This is a genomic window from Aeromonas lusitana, from assembly GCF_002812985.1.
GTDB lineage: Bacteria > Pseudomonadota > Gammaproteobacteria > Enterobacterales > Aeromonadaceae > Aeromonas > Aeromonas lusitana.
This window is the reverse complement of record NZ_PGCP01000015.1, coordinates 146,890-171,881: the sequence shown is the minus strand read 5'-3', so window position 1 is coordinate 171,881 and position 24,992 is coordinate 146,890. Positions and strand designations below refer to the sequence as shown.

General features: G+C 62.5%; 25 protein-coding genes and 2 tRNA genes. 10 read left to right on the top strand and 17 right to left on the bottom strand.

Annotated elements, in window-relative coordinates; translation table 11 throughout:
• Window positions 1–241 precede the first annotated feature (241 nt).
• Window positions 242–316 (bottom strand) — tRNA-Gly (locus tag CUC44_RS11230).
• 38 nt (window positions 317–354) lie between these two features.
• Window positions 355–439: transfer RNA gene (locus tag CUC44_RS11225), tRNA-Tyr, on the bottom strand.
• A 262-nt stretch (window positions 440–701) separates the two neighbouring features.
• On the opposite strand from CUC44_RS11225, the gene coaA reads away from it, so the two are divergent.
• Window positions 702–1,640 carry a type I pantothenate kinase gene (gene coaA / locus CUC44_RS11220; protein WP_100860042.1) on the top strand — a complete coding sequence of 313 codons (939 nt, stop codon included), beginning with the start codon at window positions 702–704 and terminating at the stop codon, window positions 1,638–1,640.
• Window positions 1,641–1,713: 73 nt separating this feature from the next.
• On the opposite strand, the gene birA is transcribed toward coaA, so the two are convergent.
• Both birA and murB read right to left on the bottom strand, forming a co-directional pair.
• Window positions 1,714–2,679 (bottom strand): bifunctional biotin--[acetyl-CoA-carboxylase] ligase/biotin operon repressor BirA, encoded by a 966-nt coding sequence (gene birA / locus CUC44_RS11215; protein WP_100860041.1) that lies wholly within the window; start codon window positions 2,677–2,679, stop codon window positions 1,714–1,716.
• Complete coding sequence (gene murB, locus CUC44_RS11210) at window positions 2,676–3,728, bottom strand: UDP-N-acetylmuramate dehydrogenase (RefSeq protein ID WP_100860040.1); 1,053 nt, start codon at window positions 3,726–3,728, stop codon at window positions 2,676–2,678. Before murB ends, birA begins: the two co-directional genes overlap by 4 nt.
• A gap of 125 nt (window positions 3,729–3,853) precedes the next feature.
• On the opposite strand from murB, the gene CUC44_RS11205 reads away from it, so the two are divergent.
• Together CUC44_RS11205 and CUC44_RS11200 are read left to right on the top strand one after the other, a co-directional pair.
• The gene (locus tag CUC44_RS11205) at window positions 3,854–4,507 is read left to right on the top strand and encodes a potassium channel family protein (protein ID WP_100860039.1); all 654 of its coding nucleotides are present in this window, start codon (window positions 3,854–3,856) and stop codon (window positions 4,505–4,507) included.
• Window positions 4,504–5,859 carry a TrkH family potassium uptake protein gene (locus CUC44_RS11200; RefSeq protein WP_100860038.1) on the top strand — a complete coding sequence of 452 codons (1,356 nt, stop codon included), beginning with the start codon at window positions 4,504–4,506 and terminating at the stop codon, window positions 5,857–5,859. The genes CUC44_RS11205 and CUC44_RS11200 overlap by 4 nt, the downstream gene beginning before the upstream one ends.
• 83 nt (window positions 5,860–5,942) lie before the next feature.
• Here the strand turns inward: CUC44_RS11200 and CUC44_RS11195 are convergent, their stop codons facing one another.
• A complete protein-coding gene (locus tag CUC44_RS11195) occupies window positions 5,943–7,937 on the bottom strand; it encodes a DNA topoisomerase III (protein WP_100860037.1) in 1,995 nt (664 codons plus the stop codon).
• Between the two features lie 350 nt (window positions 7,938–8,287).
• Here CUC44_RS11195 and CUC44_RS11190 point away from each other — a divergent pair, with 350 nt between their 5' ends.
• Window positions 8,288–9,418 carry a NapC/NirT family cytochrome c gene (locus CUC44_RS11190; protein WP_100860036.1) on the top strand — a complete coding sequence of 377 codons (1,131 nt, stop codon included), beginning with the start codon at window positions 8,288–8,290 and terminating at the stop codon, window positions 9,416–9,418.
• Between the two features lie 22 nt (window positions 9,419–9,440).
• Window positions 9,441–11,921, top strand: a complete 2,481-nt coding sequence (gene torA, locus CUC44_RS11185) for a trimethylamine-N-oxide reductase TorA (RefSeq protein ID WP_100860035.1) — start codon at window positions 9,441–9,443, stop codon at window positions 11,919–11,921.
• A 223-nt stretch (window positions 11,922–12,144) separates the two neighbouring features.
• Here the strand turns inward: torA and CUC44_RS11180 are convergent, their stop codons facing one another.
• The 4 genes from CUC44_RS11180 to CUC44_RS11165 all read right to left on the bottom strand — a co-directional run bounded on the left by CUC44_RS11180 (window position 12,145) and on the right by CUC44_RS11165 (window position 15,159).
• Window positions 12,145–12,606 carry a hypothetical protein gene (locus CUC44_RS11180; protein WP_100860034.1) on the bottom strand — a complete coding sequence of 154 codons (462 nt, stop codon included), beginning with the start codon at window positions 12,604–12,606 and terminating at the stop codon, window positions 12,145–12,147.
• Between the two features lie 43 nt (window positions 12,607–12,649).
• On the bottom strand, window positions 12,650–13,999 hold the full coding sequence (locus CUC44_RS11175; RefSeq protein ID WP_100860033.1) for a sensor histidine kinase: 1,350 nt from the start codon (window positions 13,997–13,999) through the stop codon (window positions 12,650–12,652).
• Between the two features lie 52 nt (window positions 14,000–14,051).
• The gene (locus tag CUC44_RS11170; RefSeq protein ID WP_100860032.1) at window positions 14,052–14,708 is read right to left on the bottom strand and encodes an AHA_4052 family stress response regulator transcription factor; all 657 of its coding nucleotides are present in this window, start codon (window positions 14,706–14,708) and stop codon (window positions 14,052–14,054) included.
• A gap of 118 nt (window positions 14,709–14,826) precedes the next feature.
• Window positions 14,827–15,159 (bottom strand): PepSY domain-containing protein, encoded by a 333-nt coding sequence (locus CUC44_RS11165; RefSeq protein WP_100860031.1) that lies wholly within the window; start codon window positions 15,157–15,159, stop codon window positions 14,827–14,829.
• Between the two features lie 63 nt (window positions 15,160–15,222).
• Between CUC44_RS11165 and CUC44_RS11160 the strand changes: the two genes are divergently transcribed.
• Window positions 15,223–15,474, top strand: a complete 252-nt coding sequence (locus CUC44_RS11160; protein WP_100860030.1) for a PepSY domain-containing protein — start codon at window positions 15,223–15,225, stop codon at window positions 15,472–15,474.
• Between the two features lie 48 nt (window positions 15,475–15,522).
• Here the strand turns inward: CUC44_RS11160 and msrQ are convergent, their stop codons facing one another.
• Both msrQ and msrP read right to left on the bottom strand, forming a co-directional pair.
• A complete protein-coding gene (msrQ, locus tag CUC44_RS11155) occupies window positions 15,523–16,167 on the bottom strand; it encodes a protein-methionine-sulfoxide reductase heme-binding subunit MsrQ (protein ID WP_100860029.1) in 645 nt (214 codons plus the stop codon).
• 29 nt (window positions 16,168–16,196) lie between these two features.
• The gene (gene msrP / locus CUC44_RS11150; protein WP_100860028.1) at window positions 16,197–17,213 is read right to left on the bottom strand and encodes a protein-methionine-sulfoxide reductase catalytic subunit MsrP; all 1,017 of its coding nucleotides are present in this window, start codon (window positions 17,211–17,213) and stop codon (window positions 16,197–16,199) included.
• Window positions 17,214–17,579: 366 nt separating this feature from the next.
• On the opposite strand from msrP, the gene CUC44_RS11140 reads away from it, so the two are divergent.
• Entirely contained in the window at window positions 17,580–18,053 is a 474-nt protein-coding gene (locus tag CUC44_RS11140; protein ID WP_100860026.1) for a DUF1097 domain-containing protein, read from the top strand.
• A gap of 76 nt (window positions 18,054–18,129) precedes the next feature.
• Here the strand turns inward: CUC44_RS11140 and CUC44_RS11135 are convergent, their stop codons facing one another.
• From CUC44_RS11135 to cydH, 4 genes are all read right to left on the bottom strand, one after another.
• Complete coding sequence (locus CUC44_RS11135) at window positions 18,130–19,410, bottom strand: sigma 54-interacting transcriptional regulator (RefSeq protein WP_100860025.1); 1,281 nt, start codon at window positions 19,408–19,410, stop codon at window positions 18,130–18,132.
• Window positions 19,411–19,468: 58 nt separating this feature from the next.
• A complete protein-coding gene (locus CUC44_RS11130; RefSeq protein ID WP_100860024.1) occupies window positions 19,469–19,975 on the bottom strand; it encodes a hypothetical protein in 507 nt (168 codons plus the stop codon).
• Window positions 19,976–19,983: 8 nt separating this feature from the next.
• Entirely contained in the window at window positions 19,984–21,384 is a 1,401-nt protein-coding gene (locus CUC44_RS11125; RefSeq protein WP_100860023.1) for a sensor histidine kinase, read from the bottom strand.
• A gap of 101 nt (window positions 21,385–21,485) precedes the next feature.
• Entirely contained in the window at window positions 21,486–21,578 is a 93-nt protein-coding gene (gene cydH / locus CUC44_RS11120) for a cytochrome bd-I oxidase subunit CydH (protein WP_100860022.1), read from the bottom strand.
• A gap of 126 nt (window positions 21,579–21,704) precedes the next feature.
• Between cydH and CUC44_RS11115 the strand changes: the two genes are divergently transcribed.
• Window positions 21,705–22,250 carry a 2-amino-4-hydroxy-6-hydroxymethyldihydropteridine diphosphokinase gene (locus CUC44_RS11115; protein ID WP_100860021.1) on the top strand — a complete coding sequence of 182 codons (546 nt, stop codon included), beginning with the start codon at window positions 21,705–21,707 and terminating at the stop codon, window positions 22,248–22,250.
• Window positions 22,251–22,328: 78 nt separating this feature from the next.
• On the opposite strand, the gene CUC44_RS11110 is transcribed toward CUC44_RS11115, so the two are convergent.
• Entirely contained in the window at window positions 22,329–23,033 is a 705-nt protein-coding gene (locus CUC44_RS11110; protein ID WP_100860020.1) for an SDR family oxidoreductase, read from the bottom strand.
• 156 nt (window positions 23,034–23,189) lie between these two features.
• On the opposite strand from CUC44_RS11110, the gene CUC44_RS11105 reads away from it, so the two are divergent.
• A complete protein-coding gene (locus CUC44_RS11105) occupies window positions 23,190–23,594 on the top strand; it encodes a CBS domain-containing protein (RefSeq protein WP_100860019.1) in 405 nt (134 codons plus the stop codon).
• Here CUC44_RS11105 and CUC44_RS11100 read toward each other — a convergent pair.
• Window positions 23,591–24,127 (bottom strand): DUF2301 domain-containing membrane protein, encoded by a 537-nt coding sequence (locus CUC44_RS11100; protein WP_100860018.1) that lies wholly within the window; start codon window positions 24,125–24,127, stop codon window positions 23,591–23,593. The genes CUC44_RS11105 and CUC44_RS11100 overlap by 4 nt on opposite strands.
• 82 nt (window positions 24,128–24,209) lie before the next feature.
• On the opposite strand from CUC44_RS11100, the gene CUC44_RS11095 reads away from it, so the two are divergent.
• Window positions 24,210–24,974, top strand: a complete 765-nt coding sequence (locus CUC44_RS11095) for a substrate-binding periplasmic protein (protein ID WP_100860017.1) — start codon at window positions 24,210–24,212, stop codon at window positions 24,972–24,974.
• Window positions 24,975–24,992: the final 18 nt, after the last annotated feature.

The following is a 24,992-nucleotide window of genomic DNA, read 5'->3' as shown; positions in this document are numbered from 1 at the left end:
GTGGTCAACGTGGCCGATGGTACCCACGTTAACGTGCGGTTTATTACGCTCAAATTTTTCTTTAGACATGATCGTCCCTCTAAACTAACGCTGAGTACGCGGTGGCAAGCTAACCACAGAACAGTTTATATGATGGATTTGAATCTGGGGGAGTAGAGAGGCTGGTGCTGACAGGCTGGTTCGATTGCCGAACACACCCTAGGGTGTGGCTCTCAGAATTACCTGAGCCATATCAGCATCTTGGAGCGGGCAGCGGGAATCGAACCCGCATCATCAGCTTGGAAGGCTGAGGTAATAGCCATTATACGATGCCCGCATTTCTCTAACCCAAAGAACTCAAACCGCAGAGAAATATGGTGGAGGGAGAAGGATTCGAACCTTCGAAGGCAGAGCCGTCAGATTTACAGTCTGATCCCTTTGGCCGCTCGGGAACCCCTCCGTTACGTCGATGCCACAACGGTAATTCTGCTTGCACCCGTTGTTTTTATCGCTCTTGCTGGGCAAATAGGCGACAGACATCTAAGCGTCGCGCATTTTATGGTAAGGATTTTGGGGATGCAACCATTGCACCTTGCAAAATGTGCATTATTGCCGGGATCTATGCAAAAAAACGCTCCTTCCCCGTCCGAACCGGACGCGTCCCTTGTCGCTCCCGATCCCTTGGTGTATGGTCGCCCTGCCCAAGAAACAGTGATGACACCATGACGACAGAGCATAACCCCTATTTGCAATTCACCCGCGAACAATGGGCGTTATTGCGCGATGCGGTCCCCCTGACCCTGACCGAGACGGACCTGCACACCCTGCGCGGGATCAACGAGAAGGTGTCATTGCGGGAGGTGGAAGAGATCTACCTGCCCCTCTCCCGCCTGCTCAATCTCTACGTCAAGGCCAAGCAGCGCCGCAGCCGGGTACTGGAACAGTTCCTCGGCCAGTCCCGCGGCAAGGGCACCTATATCATCAGCATCGCCGGCAGCGTGGCGGGGGGCAAGAGCACCACGGCCCGCATCATGCAGGCGCTGCTGGAGCGCTGGCCGGAACACCCGCGGGTGGAGCTGGTCACTACGGATGGCTTCCTCTACCCCAACAAGGAGCTGGAGGAGCGCGGCCTGATGCGCCGCAAGGGCTTCCCGGAGTCCTATGACATCCGCCATCTGGTGGAATTTGTCGCCAATATCCGGGCCGGCCACGAGAAGGTCGAGGCTCCCGTCTACTCCCACCTCATCTACGACATCCTGCCCGATGAGAAGAAGGTGGTGGAGCAGCCGGATATCCTGATCCTGGAGGGGCTCAATGTGCTGCAAAGCGGCATGGATTACCCGCAGGATCCCCATCGCGTCTTCGTGTCAGATTTTGTCGACTTCTCCATCTATGTGGATGCCGATGCCGAGCTGCTGCGCACCTGGTATGTGGAGCGCTTCCTCAAGTTTCGCAGCGGCGCCTTCTCGGATCCGGACTCCTACTTCCACCACTATGCCAAGCTGGCGGAGAGTGAGGCCACCGAGATTGCCAACAACATATGGCAAGACATCAACTATCTGAATCTGCAAGAAAATATCTTGCCGACCCGGGAGCGGGCCAACCTGATCCTGACCAAGGGACACGAGCACGCCATCGAGCAGATCAAGCTGCGCAAGTGACGGCGGCAGATGCGCCATCAGAAAACACAAAGGGGGCCATGGGCCCCCTTTGTTATGCGCTGGTCTGCGGGTGTCAGTCACCGCGACGCAGGGAGATCTCTCCCCCCAGGTAAAACTTGATCCCTTCGTCCGTCTCCAGCCGCAGGGCGCCGCGATCGTCGATGCCACGGGCGATGCCGCGGATCACCTGATCCCCCATCAGCAGCTTCACCGGCTGACCGGCGAAATAGTCGAGCCGGTTCCAGTTGTCGACGAAGCTCCCCAGACCGCTTTGCTCGAAGGTCACCATGGCCTGCTGCAGGTGTTGGAGCACCCGCGCCGCCAGCTGGTTGCGATCCACCAGTTCCGGCTGGACGTGGCGCAGCTCGGACCAGGCCTGATCGATCTTCTCACCCTGCCGCTCCGGCATCGCCAGGTTGAGGCCGATGCCGATCACCAGATGACAGCTGGCGCCGGCGCTGCCGCTCATCTCCACCAGGATGCCGGCCAGCTTGCGGCCCTGATAATAGAGGTCATTCGGCCACTTCAACTCGACACCCGGGTAACCCAGGGATTCCAGCGCCTCCACCACGGCCACACCGACCGCCAGGCTCAGTCCCATGGCCGCCGCCATGCCCTGCTCGAGGCGCCAGTACATGCTCAGGATCAGCTGACAGCCGAACGGAGAGACCCAGGGCTTGCCACGTCGTCCCCGGCCGGCGGTCTGGCACTCGGCCAGACAGCTCTCACCGGACTGGAGTCGGCTCACCCGCTCCAGCAGGTATTGATTGGTGGAGTCGATCACCGAGAAGCAGTGCACCGGCGCCATGGGGGCCAGCGTCTGCAACTGCGCCTCGTCGTAGAGCGCCATGGGCACCGCCAGCCGGTAGCCCTTGCCGGTCAGACTGAACAAGTCCAATCCCAGATCCTTGAGGGCCGCCATGTGCTTGCTCACCGCCGCCCGGCTGATGCCAAGTTGTTCACCGAGTTGCTCGCCGGAGTGGAACTGGCCGTCGCTGAGCAGGGTGATCAGGGTCTGTCTGATGGGAGTGAGGGTCATGCCAGCACCTCGTCGAGCCAGGTCTCGCCGGTGAGCCCCATGAAGCGTACCTCATGCTCCAGCAGCACGCCGAAGCGCTGTTCCACGCTGTCGCGCACATGGGCGGCCAGGGCGATCAGCTCCATGGCGCTCGCCCCACCCAGGTTCACCAGCACCAGCGCCTGCTGCTCATGGACGGCGGCGCGGCCGATGGCAAAGCCCTTGAGGCCGCACTGATCGATGAGCCAGCCCGCCGCCAGCTTGGCCTGACCTTCTCCTGCCGGATTCCCTGCAACCGGATAGACCGGCATCTGCGGATAGTGCGCCTTGAGATCCTCGGCCAGCGCCATGGACACCACTGGGTTCTTGAAGAAGCTGCCGGCGTTGCCGAGCACGGCAGGATCCGGCAGCTTGGCCATGCGGGTGGCACAGATAGTATCGAAGATGGCCTGGGCGCTGGGTTTTTCACCTAGGGCCGCCAGGGGTCCATAACCCAGTACCGGCTGCCAGGCCTTGGGCAGGCGCAGACCGACGGCGGTGATGAAGTGGGAATCCTGATAGGCGTGCTTGAAGATGCTGTCGCGATAACCGAACCGACAGTCGGCGGCGGCGATGCGCTCCACCTCCCCGCTCTGCCAGTTGAAGGCCTCCACATAGGTGCAAAAACGCGCCAGCTCGACCCCGTAGGCACCTATGTTCTGCACCGGGGCGGCGCCCACGGTGCCCGGGATCAACGCCAGGTTCTCCAACCCGTGCCAACCCTGCTGCAAGGCATGGCACACCAGCTGATGCCAGTTTTCACCGGCCGCCACGTGCAGCAGCCAGTGGTCGCCCTCGTCCTGCAGCGTTATGCCTTGCAGGCGGTTAAGCACCACCAGGCCGGCGAAGTCATTGCAAAACAGTATGTTGCTCCCGCCCCCCAGCACCAGACGCGGCAAGGCTGCCAGTTCGGCATTGACCATCAACTGTTTGAGATCATCGAGCTGGGTCACTTCGGCCAGCCAGAGGCAGTGCGCCTCGAGGCCCAGGGTATTGAGGGTCGACAAGGGGGCGTGGGGGATAAGTTTCATCTGTGGGTCCCGACAAGAGCAAGGGGGCAGTTTACCCCAGATCCCCCGGGACGAAAAACCCGGGTACTTCTCGGACTCAGTCCGCTGGAGTAGAGTAACTCCTTCACTCCCTTGAGGAAGCATGAATGAACAACCAATTTGCCGTCATCGGCCTCGGCCTGTTCGGCAGCGCCCTGTGCGAAGAGTTGCAGCGGCAGGACGCCGAGGTGCTGGCCATCGACATCGACGAGGTGAAGACCCGCCAGATAGCCACCCTGTGCAACCATGTCCTCGTCGCCGATGCCACCGACGAGGCCACCGTCGCCGAGCTGGGTCTGGCCAATTTCGATATCGTCTTCGTCGCCATCGGTGACAACCTGGAAACCAGCATACTCACCACGCTGGTGCTGAAGGAAGCCGGGGTGAAGAAGGTGTGGGTCAAGGCCCGCGACAAGTTCCACGCCAAGATCCTGCAGAAGGTGGGCGCCGACAAGGTGATCAATCCCGAGTGGGACATGGGCCGCCGGGTCGCCCAGAGCATGCTGGACAACCGCCTGTTCGACTACCTGGAGCTGGGTCACGACATGGTACTGACCGAGTTCGTCATCGGCCTGCAGCAAAACAGCCGCACCCTCGGCGATCTGCACCTGCTGCAACAGAGCAACTTCCAGCTGCTGGCCATCAAGCGCGGTGAGGTGCTGCACAACGTGCTGACCGGCAAGATGGAGCTGCAGCTCGGTGACATCCTGATCCTGGCCGGCAACAAGCACGCCATCGACCACTGGCTCGACACCCTATGATCAACTGGCGCAGCAACTACGCCTTCGCCATGCACAGGGAGACCGAATCCCGCTGGAGCGAGGCCAAGCTGATCCTGGGCAGCTTCCTCATCATTCTGATGGTCGGCACCCTGTTCCTGGTGCAGCCCTCCAGCCACAACGGTGAGGTCACCTTCGTCAACGCCCTGTTCACCGCCACCTCCGCCATCAGTGTGACCGGACTCGGGGTGGTGGATACGGGTACCGCCTTCACCCTGCAGGGACAGATAATCCTGCTGATGCTGATGGAGATAGGCGGCCTCGGCCAGATGACCATGACCTTGCTGCTCATCGCCATGTTCAGCAAGCGGGTCGGCCTGCGCCAGCAGGTGCTGGCCAAGGAGGCGCTGGGTCAGGAGGGCTCGGTCAACATCATCCAGCTGGTCAAGCGCATAGTGCTGTTTGCCCTCATCGCCCAGCTGATCGGCACCGCCGTCATGGCCTTTCGCTGGGTGCCCGAGATGGGCTGGTCCCACGGCCTCTACGTCAGCTTCTTCCACGCGGTCTCGGCCTTCAACAACGCCGGCTTCTCGCTGTTTCCCAACAACCTCATGAACTACAGAGACGATCCCATCATCAGCCTGACCATACCGGCCCTGCTGATCCTCGGCGGTATCGGCTTCACCGTCATCGTGGATCTGGTGCGCAACCGCCGCTGGCGCAAGCTGAAACTGCACAGCAAGCTGATGATACTGATGACGCCGGCCCTGTTGCTGCTGGGTACCCTGATGTTCTGGCTGCTGGAGCACAACAACCCCCACACCCTGGGCGGCGCCGGTATCGGTGGCCAGTGGCTGGCGGCCTTCTTCCAGTCCGCCACGGCGCGCACCGCGGGTTTCAACACGGTCGATATCGGCCAGATGGTGCCCGCCTCCCTGCTGTTCATGATGATGCTGATGTTCATCGGGGCCGGGGCCACCTCCACCGGGGGCGGTATCAAGGTGACCACCTTCGCCGTGGTGCTGCTGGCCACCAAGGCGTTCCTGACCAAGCGACCCCATGTCACCGCCTTTGGCCGTACCCTCTCCCCCCAGATAGTGACCCGATCGCTGGCCATCATCATCGTCAGCGTCATGGTGCTGATGCTGGCCATGTTCCTGCTGACCCTGACGGAGTCGGTGTCGCTGGACAAGATCATGTTCGAGACCATCTCGGCCTTCGCCACCGTGGGCCTCACCACAGGCATCACCCCCGGCTTGAGCGAACCTGGCAAGCTCATCCTGGTGCTGGTGATGATCTGCGGCCGTCTGGGGCCCCTGACCCTGGCACTGATGCTGGCCAGACCGAGCGAGACCCGCATTCGCTACCCGGAAGAGAGTGTTTACACAGGTTAATTCACTGCTTTGATGCGTTTTTACGGTACAAAAGAGGGGCGAAAGCCCCTCTTTTTATATCCAGACAACGACCTCGGAAAGCCTCAGGCCGCCTTGGTGCGGGTGGTGCGCTTACCCGTGCTCTTGCGAGGGCTGGCTGCGCCTGCACTCCCAGCGCTCTTGCCCCCACTCTTGCCACTGCTGCCGCGGCTGAAGCGGCGCTTGGCGGCCCCTTCCGGTGCCTTGGGCAGGGCGCTGAAGCTGGCGCCGGAATCCTGCCGCGCCCCCTCGATCAGGGCGTGCAGTTGCTCGGTGAGCGGCCCCATAAACTGCTGGTAGCTGGCGTGGCGCTCGGCGATCTGGCCGAGGTGCTGCTCCCAGAGCGCCGTCATGTCCGGCGTGGTGGCCGTGGTGGGCAGCGCCAGGATCAGTGCCCGCCCGGTGGGGGTGGCCTTGATGCTCTTGCCCTGACGCACCAGGAAGCGGCGCTTGAACAGCAGATCTATGATGCCGGCCCGGGTCGCCTCTGTGCCGAGACCATCGGTCTCCCGCAGGGTCTTGCGGATCTCGGGATCCTGCACGTAACGGGCGATGCCAGTCATGGCCGCCAGCAAAGTCGCATCGGTGAACGCCTTGGGGGCCTGGGTCATCTTCTCCAGCAGCTCACCGCGCTCACACAGCAGCAGCTCCCCCTGCCGCAGTGCGGGCAGGGTGCCGACCTTCTCCTCGTCGTCATCCTCCTCGACCCCGAGCAGCGCCTTCCAGCCTGCTTTCAGGATGCGTCTGGCCTTGGCCTGGAACAGGCCACCGGCGATACGCAGCAGCACCTTGCTGTCGTTGTACTCGAACGGCGGATAGAACTGCAGCAGGTATTGGCGGGCGACGAGGCCGTAGATCTTGCTCTCCTCGGCGGAGAGGCTGGCCTCGTTGCCCCGCTTCTCGGTGGGGATGATGGCGTGGTGGGCATCCACCTTGCTGTCGTTCCAGGCCTTGCTGCGCAGCTTGCCATCGGCCTCGCTCACCGCCTTGGCTAGCGCAGGAGCCGTGGCGGCGATGGCGTCGCGCACCTGGGGTGCCCGGTTGAAGTGATCGCTCGGCAGGTGGCGGCTGTCGGATCTGGGATAGGTGATGAGCTTGTGGCGCTCGTAGAGCCCCTGACAGATGTCCAGCACCCGCTTGGCATCCATGCCGAAACGCTTGGCGGCATCGATCTGCAGGCTGGAGAGGTTGTAGGGCAGCGGCGCCGTCTGCTTGCGGGCCTGCTCCTCCACCTCCTCCACCAGGGCGTCCTGACCTTGAATGCGCTCCACCACCTTGGCGGCGAGCGCCCGGTTCAGTACCCGCCCCTCCTCGTCTTGCCAGGGGGCGCACGCCTCGGACGGCAGCCACTTGGCGCTGAACCGCTCGTTGCCAGGCGTCACCACCTGGGCCAGCACCTCGAAGAAGGGTTTCGGCACGAAGGCCTCTATCTCCAGATCCCGTCGCACCACCAGCCCCAGGAGCGGAGTCTGCACCCGGCCGACCGACAGCAGCTCGCTGCAACCGCCCTTGCGCCCGAGCAGGGTATAGGCCCGGGTCATGTTGATGCCGTAGAGCCAGTCGGCGCGGCTGCGCGCCAGGGCCGACACCGCCAGCGGCACGAACTCCTTGTTGTCCCTGAGCTTGTCGAGGGCACGGCGCACCGCGGGGGGGTTGAGATCGCTGATGAGGCAGCGCTGCACCGGCTTGGTCTTGGGATAGCCGAGAAAATCGATCACCTCGTCCACCAGCAGCTGCCCTTCCCGGTCCGGGTCACCGGCGTTCACCACGCAGTCGGCCTGCTTGATCAGCCGTTTGATGGCACTGAGCTGGGACTTGGTCTTGGGCTTTGCCACCAGCTGCCACTGGCTCGGCACTATGGGCAAGGACTCCATGCGCCACTGCTTGTAGGCGGCGTCATAGGCATCGGGCTCCGCCTGCTCCAGCAGGTGGCCGATGCACCAGGTCACCACGTCCCCCTGGGCAGTCTCGATAAAGCCATCCCCCTTCTTGTGGGGCTTGGGCAGGGCGTCGGCGATGGCGCGGCCCAGACTGGGTTTCTCGGCGATAAAGAGTCGCATGGCTGGCGTACCTGAACACTGTATATGCGAACAGTATACATGTCCGCATCCGCAAAGCCCAAGCCCGGCGCGGCTCAGGCCACTCCGGCCGAGATCGTGGCGAAATCACGGCGTCTGGCCTGTTTTCAACAGGAAAGGTACGGATTAAGGGGTAAAAAGCGGAGTCAAATAAGGCTAAACTGATAATGTTAACGATTGAATTTCGCTTTAAATTTCAAATAACGATAAGAAAACAGAACTTTTAATGAAATTTTATTTATTCAAAGAATAAAAACCATAACCGAGGTCAACCCCTCGCTCACCATAACTACTACTATATTGGTAATATTTGATTTTGGGGAACTATCGCCATGCTTGGAAAAATGTTGAGAAAATCCTGGTTCTGGCTCCTGCTGCTGGGGGCCCTGCTGGGGGTCGCGGCGCTGGGAGTCACGGTCACAGTGCTGCACAAGACCAGCTCCACCGAGTTCTGTGTCTCCTGCCACTCCATGCAGACACCGCTCGCCGAATACCAGGGCAGCGTGCACTTCCAGAACCCGAAGGGGATCCGCGCCGAGTGCGCCGACTGCCACATCCCCAATGAACCCGCCTCCTACCTGTGGACCAAGATCCGCGCCGTGAAGGACATCTACCACGAGGCCCTCGGTACCCTGGACACACCGGAGAAATATGAGGCCCGCAAGCTGCACATGGCCCAGACCGTCTGGGATCAGCTCAAGGCCAACGACTCCGCCACCTGCCGCAGTTGCCACAGCTACGAGGCCATGGACATCCTGGCCCAACGCCCGAACGCTCGTGCCGAGCACCCGGTTGCCATCAAGGAGGGTCAGACTTGTATCGACTGCCACCGCGGCGTCGCCCACATCATGCCGGACATGAGTGAGCTGGCCGCCGCCGGTGCCAGCGAACTGGCCACCGCCGCCGCCCAGACCCCGGCCAATGTCACCACCCGCTATGCCATCGCCACCACGCCGCTGTTCCTCGATGCCAAGGCCACCACGGACGAGGGCACCCTGATGCCATCCACCCAGGTCGAGATCCTGGCCAACGACAACGGCCGTGCTCAGGTACGGATCGAAGGCTGGCAACAGGACGGAGTGAGCGAGGTGTTCTACGCCGCGCCCGGCAAACGGATCCTGAGCGTGCTGGTCGGCGATGCCGCCAAGCAGGCGCTGGTGACCGGCAAGAGCGAGACCGATGCCGCCACCAACCTCACCTGGCATCAGGTCAAGCTGACCGCCTGGGTCGATCAGAGCCAGCTCATCGGCGATCAGGGCAAGCTGTGGCAATACGCCTCCACCCTGATGTCCAACAACTGTACCGGCTGCCACGGTCTGACCGCGCTGGATCACTTCAATGCCAACCAGTGGATTGGCGTCATCAAGGGCATGGAGTCGCGCACCTCCCTCACCCCGGAGCAGGCCCGCATGCTGACCCAATACGTGCAAAAGAACGCCAGTGACATGAGCGCTGCGCACTAAGGCTGGAACAGAGGAATTCGATATGACTTTTTTCAATGACCAAGAGATCAATCTGTCCCGCCGCAGCCTGCTCAAGGGGTTGGGTGCCTGCGCCGCCCTGCCGCTGCTGGCTGGCATCTTCCCCAAGAATGCCCTGGCTCAGGCCATCAGCACGGCACTGGAGCAGTTCCCCACCCTGGTGCCGGCCCAGAAGGGCATCCTCACCGGAGCCCACTGGGGTGCCTTCGAGGCCATCGTCGCCGATGGCCGCATGATCCGGGTGCAACCGGTCGCCGATGATCCGGCACCGAACGAGCTCATCGACATGGCACCGTTCCAGGTCCATGCCAAGAACCGCATCAAGTACCCCATGGTACGCAAGAGCTGGCTGGAGCGTGGCCCGGGTGCGAGCCCGGAGCTGCGCGGCGCCGACGAATGGGTGCGGGTGAGCTGGGACAAGGCCATCGAACTGGTCGCCGGCGAGATCAAGCGGGTGCAGAGCGACTTCGGCCCCCAGGCCATCCATGCCGGTTCCTACGGCTGGAAAAGCGTGGGCATGTTCCACAACAGCCGCACCCTGCTGCACCGGCTGATGAACCTCTCCGGTGGCTTCACCGGTTACGCCGGGGATTACTCCACCGGGGCGGCCCAGGTGATCATGTCCCATGTGATGGGCTCCATCGAGGTGTACGAGCAGCAGACCGCCTGGCCGAACGTGGTGGAAAACGCCGAACTGGTGGTGCTGTGGGGGGTCAACGCCCAGGTGACCCTGAAGAACAGCTGGAACATGCCGGACCACGAGGGTCAGGCCGGTTTCAAGGCGCTCAAAGAGAAGGGCACCCGCATCATCAGCATAGACCCCGTCTACAATGAGACCGCCAAGCTGGCGGGGGCCGAGTGGATTGCCCCCAACGCCTACACAGACGTGGCCATGATGCTGGGGGTGGCCCACACCCTCTATAGCGAGAAGAAGCACGATCAGGCCTTCCTCGATCGCTACACGGTCGGCTTCGACAAGTTCCTCGCCTACCTGCTCGGCACGGATGACGGCCAGCCGAAGAGCGCCGAGTGGGCAGCCGCCATCTGTGGCATCGAGGCCCCCGTGATCCGCCAGCTGGCCCTCGACATGGCGGCCAAGCGCACCATGATCATGGCGGGCTGGGGCATGCAGCGGCAGCACCACGGCGAGCAGCCGAACTGGATGCTGATAACCCTCGCCTCCATGCTGGGGCAGATCGGCCTGCCGGGGGGTGGCTATGGCTTCAGCTACCACTACTCCTCCGGCGGCAGCCCGACCGCCAAGGGCGGCATACTGGCCGGCATCTCGGCCGGGACGGCGCCGCAAAACAGTCCGGCCCCGATCCCGGTGGCCCGTATCGCCGATTGCCTCGCCAACCCAGGCAAGACCATCGACTTCAACGGCCGCAAGGTAACCTACCCGGACGTCAAACTGGTCTACGTGGCGGGCGGCAACCCCTTCCACCACCATCAGGACACCAACAATCTGCTGGAAGCCTGGCGCAAGCCGCAGACGGTGATAGTGCACGAGCCTTACTGGACCGCCACCGCCAAGCATGCCGACATAGTGCTGCCGGTGACCACCAGCTATGAGCGCAACGATCTGGAGATGGGGGGTGACTACTCCCAGCGCTACGTCTTCCCCATGCACCAGTGCGTACCGCCCCAGCACGAGTCGCGCAACGACTTCGACATCTTCAGCGCCGTCGCCGCCAAGCTCGGCCTGCAGGAGGCCTATACCGAGGGCAAGGACGAGACACTCTGGCTCAAGCAGATGTATGACGGCATGGCCGCCCAGGCCCGGGGTGCCAAGGTGGCGCTGCCGCCGTTCAACATGTTCTGGGAGTCCAACAACTACATCCGCTTCCCCATCCCGGAGGCGAACCGCCAGTGGATCCGTCACGCCGATTTTCGCGAGAACCCGCTGCTCAATCCCCTCGGCACCCCGTCCGGCAAGATAGAGATCTTCTCCAACACGGTGGCGGGCATGAACTATGCCGACTGCGCCGGTCATGCCAAATGGTTTGAGCCCAAGGAGTGGATCAAGGGGGAGCAGGCGAGTCGTTATCCGCTGTCGCTCAATACCTCCCACCCGACCCAGCGCCTGCACTCCCAGCTGGACAACACGCCGCTGCGGGACAAGTTCGCCATCGCCGATCGGGAGGCCATCCTGATCCACCCGGACGATGCCAAGGCCCGCGGCATCGCAGATGGCGATCTGGTACGCGCCTTCAACGATCGCGGCCAGATCCTGGTGGGCGCCCTGCTGTCCAAAGACATCCGCCCCGGGGTGGTGCGCATCTGCGAGGGAGCCTGGTTCGATCCGGCCAAGCCCGGTGAGGTCGGCTCCATCTGCAAGAACGGCAACATCAATTGCCTGACCTTCGACGAGGGCTCATCCAGACTGGCGCAAGGCAACTGCGGCCACATGGCCCAGCTGCAGATTGAGAAGTACCAAGGCCCCGAGCTTATCAACACGGCCCACGAGGTACCGGCCAACGCCTGATGCGGGACTCCAGCCAATAAAAACGGCGCCATCCAGGCGCCGTTTTCTTGTCTATTCCTGTCCGAGTGACCCAATCGCCCCTCACCAGCTCTGTGCGTCGCCACATAGTTCTCTGCCTTTTGGCAGAAAAACATGTCACTCATAAGTTAGAAGTCGCCTTCCACCATATATTCTTCCGCACACTCGACCACTTATGTGGCCAGAGCAACTGGCCTCACGTCACTCAGAAATCGCCTTCCTGCATGTACTCTTCCGCACACTCCACCAGCTGCGGCCAGAGATCCTCCGGCACCCAGGCCTCGGGGTCATCCTCGTCACCATCGTACTGGGTCCAGAAGAAGGCCCGCAGCCCGCTGGCGAAGTCGTCGCTGATCTCGGCCAGCTCGGACAAGGGCCCGAGCCAGGCGATGCGACGCAGGCCGGAGGCGAGGTCGTTGATGGCATCCATCAGGCCGCGATCATCGCCACACTGCTCCACCAGCAGGGTGAAGCGCTCACGGGCGCTCTCGGTCTGATCCTCATCCAGCTCGCCCACGTCCGCCAGCAGATCGACGAAGTCCTCCAGCAGGAATGCGATCAGGGATTCCCTGTCCTCGAACCACTGGATCTGGGCGCCCTTGGTGCCCAGCACGGAGGCATCGAACGAATCATCGAGATGGCACAGTGCCCACGGATCGTCAGTCATTGCTACCCTTCCTACCACTTGAAATTAGGACCCTATCTTAAGCCTAGCTCTCGACCCTTGCCACCTTGGGCAACGACAGCGAGGCCGCCAGGCCGCCCAATTCAGCCCGTCCCATGATGAGACTGCCGCGATAGGCTTCCGCCAGATCGGAGACGATGTTGAGGCCAAGGCCCGAGCCCGGCACCTTCTCGTCGAGCCGCACCCCGCGCAATACCGCCTTGGCTATCTGATCCTCGCTCATGCCGGGGCCATCATCCTCGATGCGCAACGTGATCCAGCCACCCAGCTCGGCGCTGGCGACCCTCAGTTGACCGTTCGACCACTTGAAGGCATTCTCCAGCAGGTTGCCCACCATCTCGTCAAAATCCTGCTCCTCCACCCCGACCGCCAGGTTGGCCGGCACCTGCAGGTCCACCTCCTTGCCCGGGTAGAGGCGTGAGAAGGCGCGGCAGATGTATTCCACCCTGGCCCGTACCGGGGTCGATACCCCCAGGATCTTGGCGGCTCCGGTCACCCGCGCCTTGCCGAGGTGATAGTCAATGTGACGCTGGATCTTGTCGAGCTGCTCGCCGATGGCGGCCTGATCCTCCGCTGGCAGTTGGGCCACCTGATTGCGCATGATGCTAAGCGGCGTCTTGAGGGCATGGGCCAGGTTGCCGGTGTGGGAACGGGCCCGCTGCAACAGCTCGCCATAGTGGTGCAGCAACCGGTTGATGTCCTCCACCAGGGGCTGGATCTCCAGCGGATAGCGCAGCCGGAACCCTTCCTGATGGCCCTGATGCACCCGGCTCAGTTCCCGGCGCAGCAGGTGCAAGGGGCGCAGACCGTAGACAATCTGGAACATGAAGCCGAGCACCAGACCGGCGGCAGCAAAACCGAGGCCCAGGAACAGGCTGATGCGGGTCTTCTTCAGGGTCTGGGTCAAGACGCTGCTGTCTTTGGCCATCACCAGGGTGAACACCCGATCCGATCCCGGCAGCAAGACGGTGCGGGTCATGATCAGCAGGGGCTCCTTGTTGGGCCCCTTGCCGACGAAGAGATCCGGGTCACCGAACGCCGACTTCAGGCCATGGGCGCTGAGGTGGGCATCCCACAGGGAGCGGGAGCGGCCAACCACTTCATTGCCCAGCTCCAGCTGCCAGTAGTAGCCGGAATAAGGTTGGCGATAGCGGGGATCCGCCATGGGCTCGGTGACCACGGGCATGCCGTTGGGCTGGATCTCGAGGCGGGAGAGCAGATCATAGAGCTGCAACCGCAGGCCATCGGCTTCCGCCTCCTGCCAGTAGTTGCGCATCATGGTCTGCATGCTGAAACCGGTGGCGAACAGGAAGAGGCCGCACCAGATCAGGGCGATGACCACCAGCCGCCCCCGCAGGGTGCGCACCAGCCTCATGGCGTCAGCCCCTCATGGCAGGCGCGACCCGCAGCGCCGCGCGTCGGGAAGATCATTCGTTGATCCTGTACCCGAGTCCGCGCACCGTCTCGATCAGATCGGCGTGGGTCTTCTTGCGGATCCGGCCGATGAACACCTCCACCGTATTGGAGTCGCGGTCGAAATCCTGGGCATAGATGTGATCGATGAGCTCGCTGCGTGACACCACCTTGCCCCTGTGCTGCATCAGATAACCCAGCACCCGGAATTCGTGGGCGGTGAGCTTGATGGGCGTTCCCTCGTACCAGACCTGAGAGGCGGCCATGTCCAGGCGCACCCCGCCGATCTCGAGGATGGAGCTGGCGTTGCCCGCGGCGCGGCGCACCAGGGCCTGCACCCGGGCCACCAGCTCGGCGACCTGGAACGGCTTGGTGAGGTAGTCGTCGGCACCGGCATTGAGCCCTTCAATCTTTTCGTGCAGCTGGCCGCGGGCGGTCAGCACCAGCACAGGGGTGTCTATCCCCTTGCTGCGCCACTCCTTGAGCACGCTCAGGCCATCGCGGCCCGGCAGGCCGAGATCCAGGATGATGGCGTCATAGGGTTCGGTCTCGCCGAGGAAGCCGGCGTCGTTGCCATCGTGGCAGAGATCGGTCACGAAACCGGACAGACGCAGTTGTTCTGCCAGCTGGTTCGCCAGTGTCTTCTCGTCTTCAACTATCAGAATGCGCATGAATCTTTATCCCACCTGGGTTCAGTGTCTGCCGGCGGCTTCGACGCGGTAGCAAGCGGCCGGCACTATATGTAATGAGAGAGAGCTCGCCGCAGGACGAGTCCGCTGACGGGTCGGATCACTCTTCTTCCAACGGGGGGCGGGGCTCGAACAGGCGCTCAAGATGGTGTCCCTTGAGCCACACCATCTCCAGATTATCGGCGCGATAACCCACCTTGATCACGCTGTTTTCGTCGTCGATGAGCTTGAGCTCATAGAGCCAGACGCCATCTTCTTCCCCCAGATCGACGCGCAACACGCGCACCGGCAGCTGGGAGGCAACCTCCATCAGCTCATGAAAAGGCCGGATCCGCCCTTCGCTGACCGCCTGTTGCAGCAAGGCCTCATTGGGCATGGCCGCCTGGGCCAGGGCCGGCAGCAACAGCCCCAGCAGGGGCAGAGCTCTATTCATGGATGATTCATCTCTCAAAACCTAACATAATGCCGTTTATAGTGTGCCAGCCATGAATCCGGAATGAATATGATCCCACGCAGTATCCTGCTGATCCTTTGTCTCTTTTCCTCGTTTGGCTGGGCGGCCTTGACCCGTCTCGACATGCCGGCGCTAGTCAAACTCTTGCTGGCACAAGGGTATCACGACATTCGGGAGATTGAGCTGGAAGGGGACAGATTCGAGGTCAGCACCCTCGATGCCAAGGAGCAGAAGGTGCAATTGAGCATCGATGCCTACACAGGCGAGATAACCCAACAAAAAGAGGCCGATTAGGCCTCTTTTGTTATCCGCGCTTCTTGATTGCGCAGTGGCAGAGGCGCATCACGCCTCCCCCACTCGCTGCTGTTGCCGCAGCTTCTGCCGCTGGCGCCAAGGACGCAGCAACTTGTCACGCCGCGGCACCAGCAGGGCGCAGGCCACCAGCAGGTAGATAAGCGGCTCCTGCCAACCACTCTTGACCGACCACCAGTAGTGAATGGGCACCAGCAGGGCCACGGCGTAGATCCAGTTGTGCAGCCTCTGCCAACTTGGCCCCATGGCTCGCAGCAGAGCCGGGATCGAGGTGATGCTGAGCACCAGCAGCAACACCAGGGCAAGTGCTCCCACCACTATGTAGTTGCGCTTCACCAGCTCGCCACCGATCAGGTGCCAGTCAAACTGCAGATCCAGCCCAAGCCAGACCATAAAGTGCAAACTGGCCCAGGCCGCGCACCAGAGCCCGAGGGGACGGCGCAGCTTGATGAGCTGCCCCTGGCGCCAGCGCTTGGCCAGCGGCGAGATGAGCAGGGTGAGCAGCAGCAGGTGCAGGGCCCCCTTGCCGAGGTAGTGGGTCAGCCCCTGCACAGGATCCCCCCCCAGCAAGCCTGCTGGCACCGCATAGCCCAGCCACAGCAAAAAGCCCAGAGATCCCAGATGCACCAGGGAACGCAACCAGGTGATATGTCGGGTGGTCAGTCTTAGAGTCATGGTGTCAGCCTCTCTCTCCTTCTCTCGCCTCAATACCATTTGCGCAGATCCATCCCCTGATAGAGGGATGCCACCTCGTCACCGTAGCCGTTGAACATCAGGGTGGGCTGGCGCTTGGCACCGAAGATGCCCCCCTCGCCGATGAAGCGCTCGCTAGCCTGGCTCCAGCGCGGGTGATCCACCTGCGGATTGACGTTGGCGTAGAAGCCATATTCGTTCGGTGCCAGCAGATTCCAGGTGGTGGGGGGCATCTCCTCCACCAGCCGGATGGAGACGATGCTCTTGATGCTCTTGAAGCCGTACTTCCAGGGCACCACCAGCCGGATCGGCGCCCCGTTCTGGGCGGGCAGGGTCTTGCCGTAGAGCCCCATCGCCAGGAAGGAGAGCGGGTGCATCGCCTCGTCCATGCGCAACCCCTCCACATAGGGATAGTCGATACCTCCCCCGAGATTGCTGGAGGCCTGACCCGGCAGCTGCTCGGGGTCATAGAGGGTCTCGAACGCCACGAACTTGGCGCGACTAGTGGGCTCGGCGCGGCGGATGATCTCCGCCAGCGAGATGCCGCTCCAGGGCAGAACCATGGACCAGGCCTCCACGCAGCGCAGCCGGTAGATCCGCTCCTCCAATTCGGTCTTGTTGATGAGATCCCACACATCCAAAGTGAAGGGCTTGGCCACCTCCCCTTCCACCTTGAGGGTCCAGGGCTCTGGCTTGAGGTAATGGGCATTGCGGGCCGGATCCCCCTTGTCGGTACCCAGCTCATAGAAGTTGTTGTGGGTGGTCGCCTTCTCCAGCGGGGTGAGGATCAACCCATCCGGCCGGGTCGCGGCCTTGTATTGCAGTGCCTTGGTGGCGGGGGCCGGCACCGTTTTTTCATCGGAGAAGAGATCCAGCAGGCTGGCCTGGGCCGGGAAGGCAAGGCTCGCGGCGCCGGCACCCAGGCCAAGGCCGAGCCCCTTGAGAATGAGGCGACGATCCTGATAAATGGCTTCCGGGGTGACATCCCGCTCGGTGGGGTGATGGGGGACAGAACGCTTGATCAACATGAAGAAACTCCCGGGGCTATGAGGCGATAAACAGGAGACCGGCCCCGGCGAGGTTTTATTTCACGGCTTACATCATCTGGTAGAGCGGCAAGGCCTTGGCCATGGTTCCAACCAGGAACAGCAGGATGAACACCAGCAGAGGAACGATCACATTTGGCACCATCAGACTCACTCCATGAGCAGGACAGGGCCTCTAACTATGGTTCAGTGCCCAAAAAGCCACCATGAATTTTTTTCGCGAGCGCAAGCGTATTCCCGAGTTGAAAAGAGTGAGCAAGATCACACACAATCCCGCCCCTGCTTGCCGAGCCTTGCCCGAGGGGTAGGCTGCCTGCTTTTCCAAATTCAACCACTGAGAGTCATGACATGAGCCCATTGATCGCCATCGCCATCACGACCGGGATCCTCTCCGCCGTCTGGGGCGGATTGGCAGCCGCCCTCGGCCTCATCTCCTGGGTCGGCTTCCTCGGTTGTACCAGCTATTTCGCCTCCAGCGGCGGCTACAAGGCGCTGCTGCAGACCCTGCTGTGCAACGCCACCGGCATGCTGTGGGCCCTGCTGCTGATCCACGGCGAGAACTGGTGGGGCGCCGGCATGGCGGGCTACCTGATGACAGGGGTGGTCGCGACCCTGATGTGTGCCCAGGCCAAGCAGCAGTGGCTTAGCTATATCCCCGGCACCTTCGCCGGTTGCTGTGCCACCTTCGGCGCGGCCGGAGAGTGGCGCCTGATCCTGCCGTCTCTGGTGATAGGCGCCCTGTTTGGCTACCTGATGAAAGCGAGCGGCCTCTGGCTGTCCCGCAAGACCCAGGCCAGCACAAGGGTCACAGATCCCGCCTGAGCCTGAAAACCGGCGCTCCATAGCAAAACGGCCTGACCACCAACGTGGTCAGGCCGTTTTCGTTTTACCCTTGGGATCAGCTCTTCAGCTTGAAGTTGGCCGCCTCTATGCTGTGCCGATTCAACAGCTTGTAGAAGTCGGTGCGATTGCGGCCCGCCATGTTGGCCGCCAGGGTCACGTTGCCTTCCGTGGTGCGCAGCAAGCGGATCAGATACTCCTTCTCGAACTCGGCGCGCGCCTCGTTGAAGGAGGGGATGCCGCCCACTCCGCCGCTCAGGGCCGACTCCACCATGGCGGCACCGATCACCGGGCTGCAGCAGAGGCTGGCGAGCTGCTCCACCACCCCGTACAGCTGGCGCACGTTGCCGGGCCAGGCCGCCGCCGCCAGCAGGGCCAGCGCCTCCGGCGAGAAGCCGAGGGCGGCGCAGCTGTCGTTGCGACTGCGATAATCGTCCAGCGCCTGGCGAGCCAGCAGGGGAATGTCCTCACTGCGGGCACTCAAGGGCGGCAAGGTGATGTTGGCGACGTTGAGGCGATAGAAGAGATCCTCCCTAAAACGCCCCTCCTCCATGGCCGTGACCAGATCCTGATGACTGGAGCTGATGACCCGCACCTCAGGGGTGCCCTGGCCATACTCCGCCAGCACCTGCAGCAACTTGGCCTGCAAGGACTCCGACAGGTTGCCTATCTCGTCGAGGAAGAGGGTGGCGCCGCGGGCCTGGGCAAACAGGCCGGACTGACCATCCTCCCCAAACAGCTGCAGGTCCAGCGCGGCCCAGGGCAGGGCGGCGCAGTTGATGGTGTGCAGCGGCTTGTCGTGTCGGCTGCTGGCCTGATGCAGCGCCTGAGTCATTACGCCTTTGCCCGAGCCGGAGGGACCCAGGATCAAGACGGGCACCTCCATGGCGGCGATACTGCTCGCCTGGATCAGCAACTGCTCCATCTGCGGGTTGCGGGTCTGAATGAGGGACTGCCACTCCTGCTGTTGCTTGGGGCGGGTCAGGCTCAGGGCGTGCTCTATGGTGAGGAGCAGCTCGTCCTTGTCGATGGGCTTGGTGAGGAAGCTGAACACCCCGGAGCGGGTCGCCTGGATGGCGTCGGGAATGGTGCCATGAGCGGTCATGATGATGACCGGCATGCCGAGCCACTGGGACTGGATCCGCTCAAACAGCGCCAGTCCGTCCATGCCCCCCATGCGCAGATCGCTCAGCACCAGATCGGCCCGCTGCTGACGCAGCCGGTCCAACGCACCCTCGGCGCTGTCGGCGGTATCCACCTCGTAGCCTTGGCTGCGCAGGCGCATGCTCATCAACTTGAGCAGGCTGGCATCGTCATCGACCAGCAGGATCCGACTCATGCTCGACCTCCTTCTGCACCCAAGCAGATCATAAATTCATGGCTCAGCCCGGATGTCGTCACGGCAGCGCCCCTCTGTTGAGCTTACGCTGATTCAGCTGCTCGTCGATGGCGGAGAGTTGTTCAATCTGGCGGCGCAGGCGTTGCACCTCCTGACTCTGATCGTCACGCCGGCTGTCACGGGCCAGCAGTTCCTCGCCGAGGGCAATCCAGCTGCGCAGGAAGGCCTGGGCATCCAGGCCGAGCTCGGGCAACAAAGCCTTGAGCTGATCCAGCCCGGCCCGGCGGCTCGCCACCGACTCGGACGGATGGGTGTTGACCATGGCCAGGCTGACCCGGCTCTCGAGATCGCTGGCACCCTTCAAACGCTGGCGCTCCTGCACCCGCTGCTGGGGATGGCTGGCCAGCAACCAGTCCGAGTATTGCAGGCGCACCTGCATCTCCTTGTTGGCAAACTCCAGCCGCTTGGCGACGGCCTGATCCGAGGGCTCGGTCAGGCTGGATGAGGGCAGCAGGGAGCAACCCGAGAGCAGGCTCATCAATACGGGAATAACAAATCGTTTCATCTTTGGCTTCACTTCAGCGTCAACCGGAAACAGACATCCGCCTGCTCATCTTCAATCAATTTAAGCTCTCCCCCCAGGCTCATGGCCGATTCGCGGGCGATGGAGAGACCCATTCCGGACCCCTTCAACAGGCCCTGGCGCACTATGCTGCCCTGCTCGAACGGCTCGAAGATCCGCTCCCGCTCGGCCAGCGGGATGCTGGGCCCTTCGTTGGCCACTTCCAGCCAGCTGCCATGGGCATCGACCCCTGCGCGGATCCAGATCTGGCCGCCCTTGGCGCCATAGCTGACCGCATTGGAAAACAGGTTGTCGAGGATGAGCCGCAGGCGATAAGGCTCGGCCTGCAGGCTGATGGGTTCGGGCGGCAAGTGTACACTGATTTGCTTGGATTCCAGTGCCAGCCGGTATTCTGCGGACAATTCCGACAACAGGGGACCCAAAGGTACCGCAGTAAAGCTGAACACCTCCTGCTGACTGAGGCGGTTGAAGTCCAGCAGCCGCTCGATCAGGGTCTGCAGCCGACGGCTGTTCTCCTCCAGCATCTGGCAGATCTCCTGCTGATCCGAGTTGAGCGGCCCCACCAGCTGCTCCGACAGCAGATCCGCCCCCTCCCGCAACACCGCAAGGGGCGTCTTCAGCTCGTGGGAGACGTGGCGCAGGAACTGATACTTCTGCTGCTCCAGCTCCTTGAGCTTGTCGTGCAACCAGCCGATCCGCTCCCCCAGCACCACCAGTTCGGCCGGCCCTTCCACCGGGCGCTTGTCCGGTTCGACACCGGCGCCCAGGCTCAGGATCCGCGACTCAATCTGACGTACGGGGTGGATGATCAGGTAGGTGAACAGCAACACCAGCAGCAGGCTGAGCACGGCCACGAAGCCGCTGGCCAGCCAGATCTCGGTCTGCAGATCGGCGATGGTGGCCCGCATCCGGACCACGTGTGCGTCAACCTGGCTGCGGGTGATCACCTCCAGCTGCTGGTTGAGATGGTTGAACTGATCGAACTTGGGGCTGGCCGCCTCCCCCTTGGCCTTGCCCAGATCCTGCAGGCTGTCCAGCCAGGCAAGCGAGCTCTCGAGGTCGGTGTAGGCCGCCACATCCGGGATGGATTGCTGATGGGTGGCGAGCAGCTCGCGGTAGTTCGCCAGCTGCTGCTGATAGCTGCCGAGGATGCGATCATCCCCGAGCACGGCGTAGCGGCGCAGGGTGCGCTCCAGATCGACGGCCTGGGTGGTGAGCAGGGTCGCCCGGCGGGTATCGCGTACCGCACGCTCCAGCTCATCGCTGGTCAACTGGCTCAGGTGGGAGAGGGCCTGACTGTCGTGCCAGATCATGCCCCCCAGGGGCATCAGTACCAGGACGAAGCCTATCAATACCACCTGGAGCAGGGAACGCGGCCGTACCTTGGTCATCTCGAACTGTCTCGCTACATCATGGGGGAGTCAGCATATCTGCACTCCACCAAAAAGCAAAACCGGCCAAAAGGCCGGTTTTGTCTCATTCGAAACGCAGATCACGCCAATCCGACAGATGCCGCACAGATGATCAAGATAAACGCCAGCGCCCCGGAGGCGGTCAACAGCGCCCATTTCAGTTCAACACTCATATGAACCTCCTTTCTGCCAATCAGAGATGGATCACAACAGATAAAGTCATGTTAATTCATAGTAAATTCGATAACCGTGAGCTACGTATATATTTCAGATGAGCCCAGTCCAAGGAAACGGAAAGCATGTTCTACCTCTGTAGTATTGGATCAAATCTTGACCCCGCCCAGCATGTCAGCCAGGCCGTAGGAGAACTGCTGGCGCGCTTCGGTCACCTGCGCCTGAGCTCGGTGATCCAGACCAAGCCGGTGGGCATGCAATCCCGTCACGACTTCCTCAACTGCCTGTTCATCATCGAGAGCGAGTTGTCCCAGGCTCAGCTGAAAGCCGAATTCGTCTCCATGGAGCTGACCCATGGCCGGGATCGGGGCAACCCCCTGTGCAAGGTGACGGACAGGCCGCTCGACATCGATATCCTGGCACAGGGCCAAAGCGATGACTTCGCCGGGGCTGGGGTCGACAGCTACCTTGGCGAGCTGCTGGCCGAGTGCTATGGCCTGGGTCAGGTGCGCGATCACAAGGTGACGCTGCGCCTGCACACCAGCAAGGTGTTTGCAGAGCCGCTCTTTGGCCAGCAACCTGTCCATCTCTGGCAGCCGTCGGAAGAGCGCCAGGCAACCATAGTCCAGCCGGTGACGGATCCCCACCATCCCGATCTGCCGCGCCAGTAACCCCAGCCACTCTCTTCGACTCTCCTCGACTATCTTCGAGCCATGACTCCCCAGTGCCCGCCCGGGCACTGGTTTCACTCAGATCACCGCTAGGGAGCGGCCACCGTCCACCCGTATGCTGGCCCCCGTCATATAGTCGTTTTCCATCAATAATTTGACCGCCTGCCAGATGGGTTCCAGCCCCCCTTCCCGCGCCAGCGGCGTCTTGGCCAGCACCTGCTGGCGCCAGGCGTCCCCATGCTCGTCGAGAAACAGTATGGGGCCCGGCTCTATGGTGTTGACCCGCACCGCGGGCGCCAGCTCGCGGGCGAAGCTCATGGCAAGGGAATGGGCCCCCGCCTTGGTCGCCACATAGGCGGCAAACTGGGGGGCCGAGGCGTGGATATAGATGTCGGTGATGTGGATGATGCTGGCATTGGGTTGGCGGGCCAGTTGGGGCGCCAGCGCGTGATTGAGCGCAAAGGGCGCGGCCATATGCACCCGGTAGAAGCGGTCGAACTGCTCGCGCTGCAGCGCCGGATCCTCCGCCTGGGGCTCGAACGCCGAGGCGTTGTGGATGACGAGCGCCAGATCCTCGTGGGCACTCAGCGCCGCGATCAGCCCATCGACCCCGCCCTCGCGGGCAAAATCTGCCTGCACCAGCTCCACCCCCAGGGCGCGCAGCTGCGCCAGTTCCGGGCGTTCGCTGCGATAGCTGCCCGTCACCTGCCAACCCGATGCCACCAGCTGCTCGCACAGATAAAAACCCAGCCGGCGGCCACAGCCCGTCACCAATGCACGCATGTCCTCTCCTTGTCTGTTGTCACGCCATCCCGGCGCGATCTGAACGGCCCGAATTGCCAAGGCCGCCAATGGCCTATCAATGCCTGCGGCCAAACCCATTGGCCCACCCGGTCGGCGGCGGGCATAGTGGCCCCATTGACCCTCATGGAGCCCATCATGCTACAAGTTCGCGATCATATGCAGCGTCTCACCCATTTCCTCAGCCCGGAGCTCAGTCTCGCCGAGGCGCTGGACCAGTTGCATCACTCAGGATTGAGCGGCCTGCCGGTGCTGGACGAGCGCCGCCAACTGGTCGGTTTTCTGTCCGAGCAGGACTGCATTCCCAGCCTGCTCACCGGCAGCTATCACTGCGACAGCCGCACCCGGGTGGCGGATCTGATGAATCACACCCCGCTCTCAATCGACCCGGATGAAAGCATTCTGGACCTGGCCCGCCAGATGACGGGGGCCAGACCCAAGATCTACCCGGTGCTGCAACAGGGCAAGGTGCTCGGCCTCATCAGCCGCCGGCAGGTGATGCGGGCGCTCAACCAGCAGCTCAAGCAGTGCCAGGCCACCTAGAGCTGGTAGCGGCTGCGATCCCCGATATCAAAATGCAGCGGCATCCGCCACTTGGCCAGGCTGAGCAAGATGAGCAGGAGCCCGCTCGCCAGGGCCACCAGGGCGGCGGCCCAGCTCAGCCTGAGCCCTTCCAGCAGCCACAGCAGGGGGAGCAGCATAGGCAACAGCCGGATGCCCGGAATGGCGAAGCAGAACTGCTCCTTGAACGCCAACCCGCTCAGGGTCGCCAGCGCGGCCCCCAGCACCAGGGCATCCGGCGCGCCGCCGGCGGCCAGCATCAGGCCACCCCAGGCGAAACCCTGCAACAGGAAGCGAACTCGCTTGTCATAGATGTGCAGGCAGAACCCGCACAGGCCGCTCCCCACCATCAGCGCCGTCAGCCAGGTGCCGTGCGCTAAAATATCCTGCCCGATCAACAGACTGACCCCTCGACACAACAGCAACAAAGCTGCCAGACTCAGGCCCAGACGGTAGAGACAGACGGAGAGTCTGTCGATACCGTCCAGTTCGCTTTCTATTTCAGGGTTTGCCATCCAGGGTCGCCTCTCTTTCATGTCTGCCGGTCACTATACCGAAATGATCGCGAACCTGCCCCGCGTGCACAGGAGATGTGATTTGCGAAGCTTGTTACTGCTCTGCTTGCTGCTGCCCTGCTGGCTATCGGCCAAGGAGCTGGTCATCGGCGGCACCCTGGAGCCGCCGCTGAAATATCTGGACGCCAGCGGCCAGCCAAGGGGGCTGGACGTGGATCTGCTCACCAGTATCTTCGGTACCCTCAAGGTGCCCATCCGGATCGAGCTCATCGATTCCGGCGCCCGCCTCACCCGCGACGCCGAGACCGGCGAGTACGATCTGGTGATGACTCACTCCTACAAGCCGGAGCGGGAGTCCTACCTCCTCTATCCGAAGCAGGCTCACCTGCGCCACAGCTGGCACTTCTTCGTGCGCAAGGGGGATGTGGGCAAGATCCACTATGAGCGGCTGGCCGATCTCAAGCCCTGGCGCATCGGCATCACCAAGGATTTCGCCTACACCCCCGAGCTCATGGCCGCCGCCTCGGATCCGGCCTATCACTTCCAAGAGATCCCCATCAACTCGCTGCAACTGCGCAAGTTGATCGCCGGGCGCATCGATCTGGTGCCCATGCCGCTGGTCACCGCCTTCGCCCAGATCAAGGAAGAAAAGTTGGAGGGTCAGCTCGATTACCTGCCCAAACCCCTGCGCACCAGCCCCTACTTCAACGCCTGGACCAAGGCCCGGGCCGACGCCGACACCCCGGCGCTGATGGCGGCCTATGACGCCGAGCTGCTGCGCATGAAGCAGGACGGTCGCCTCGAGGCCCTCTACGCCAAGTACGGCATCCCCTATGTCGCCCCCTGAAAGGGACCAGCATGTCTG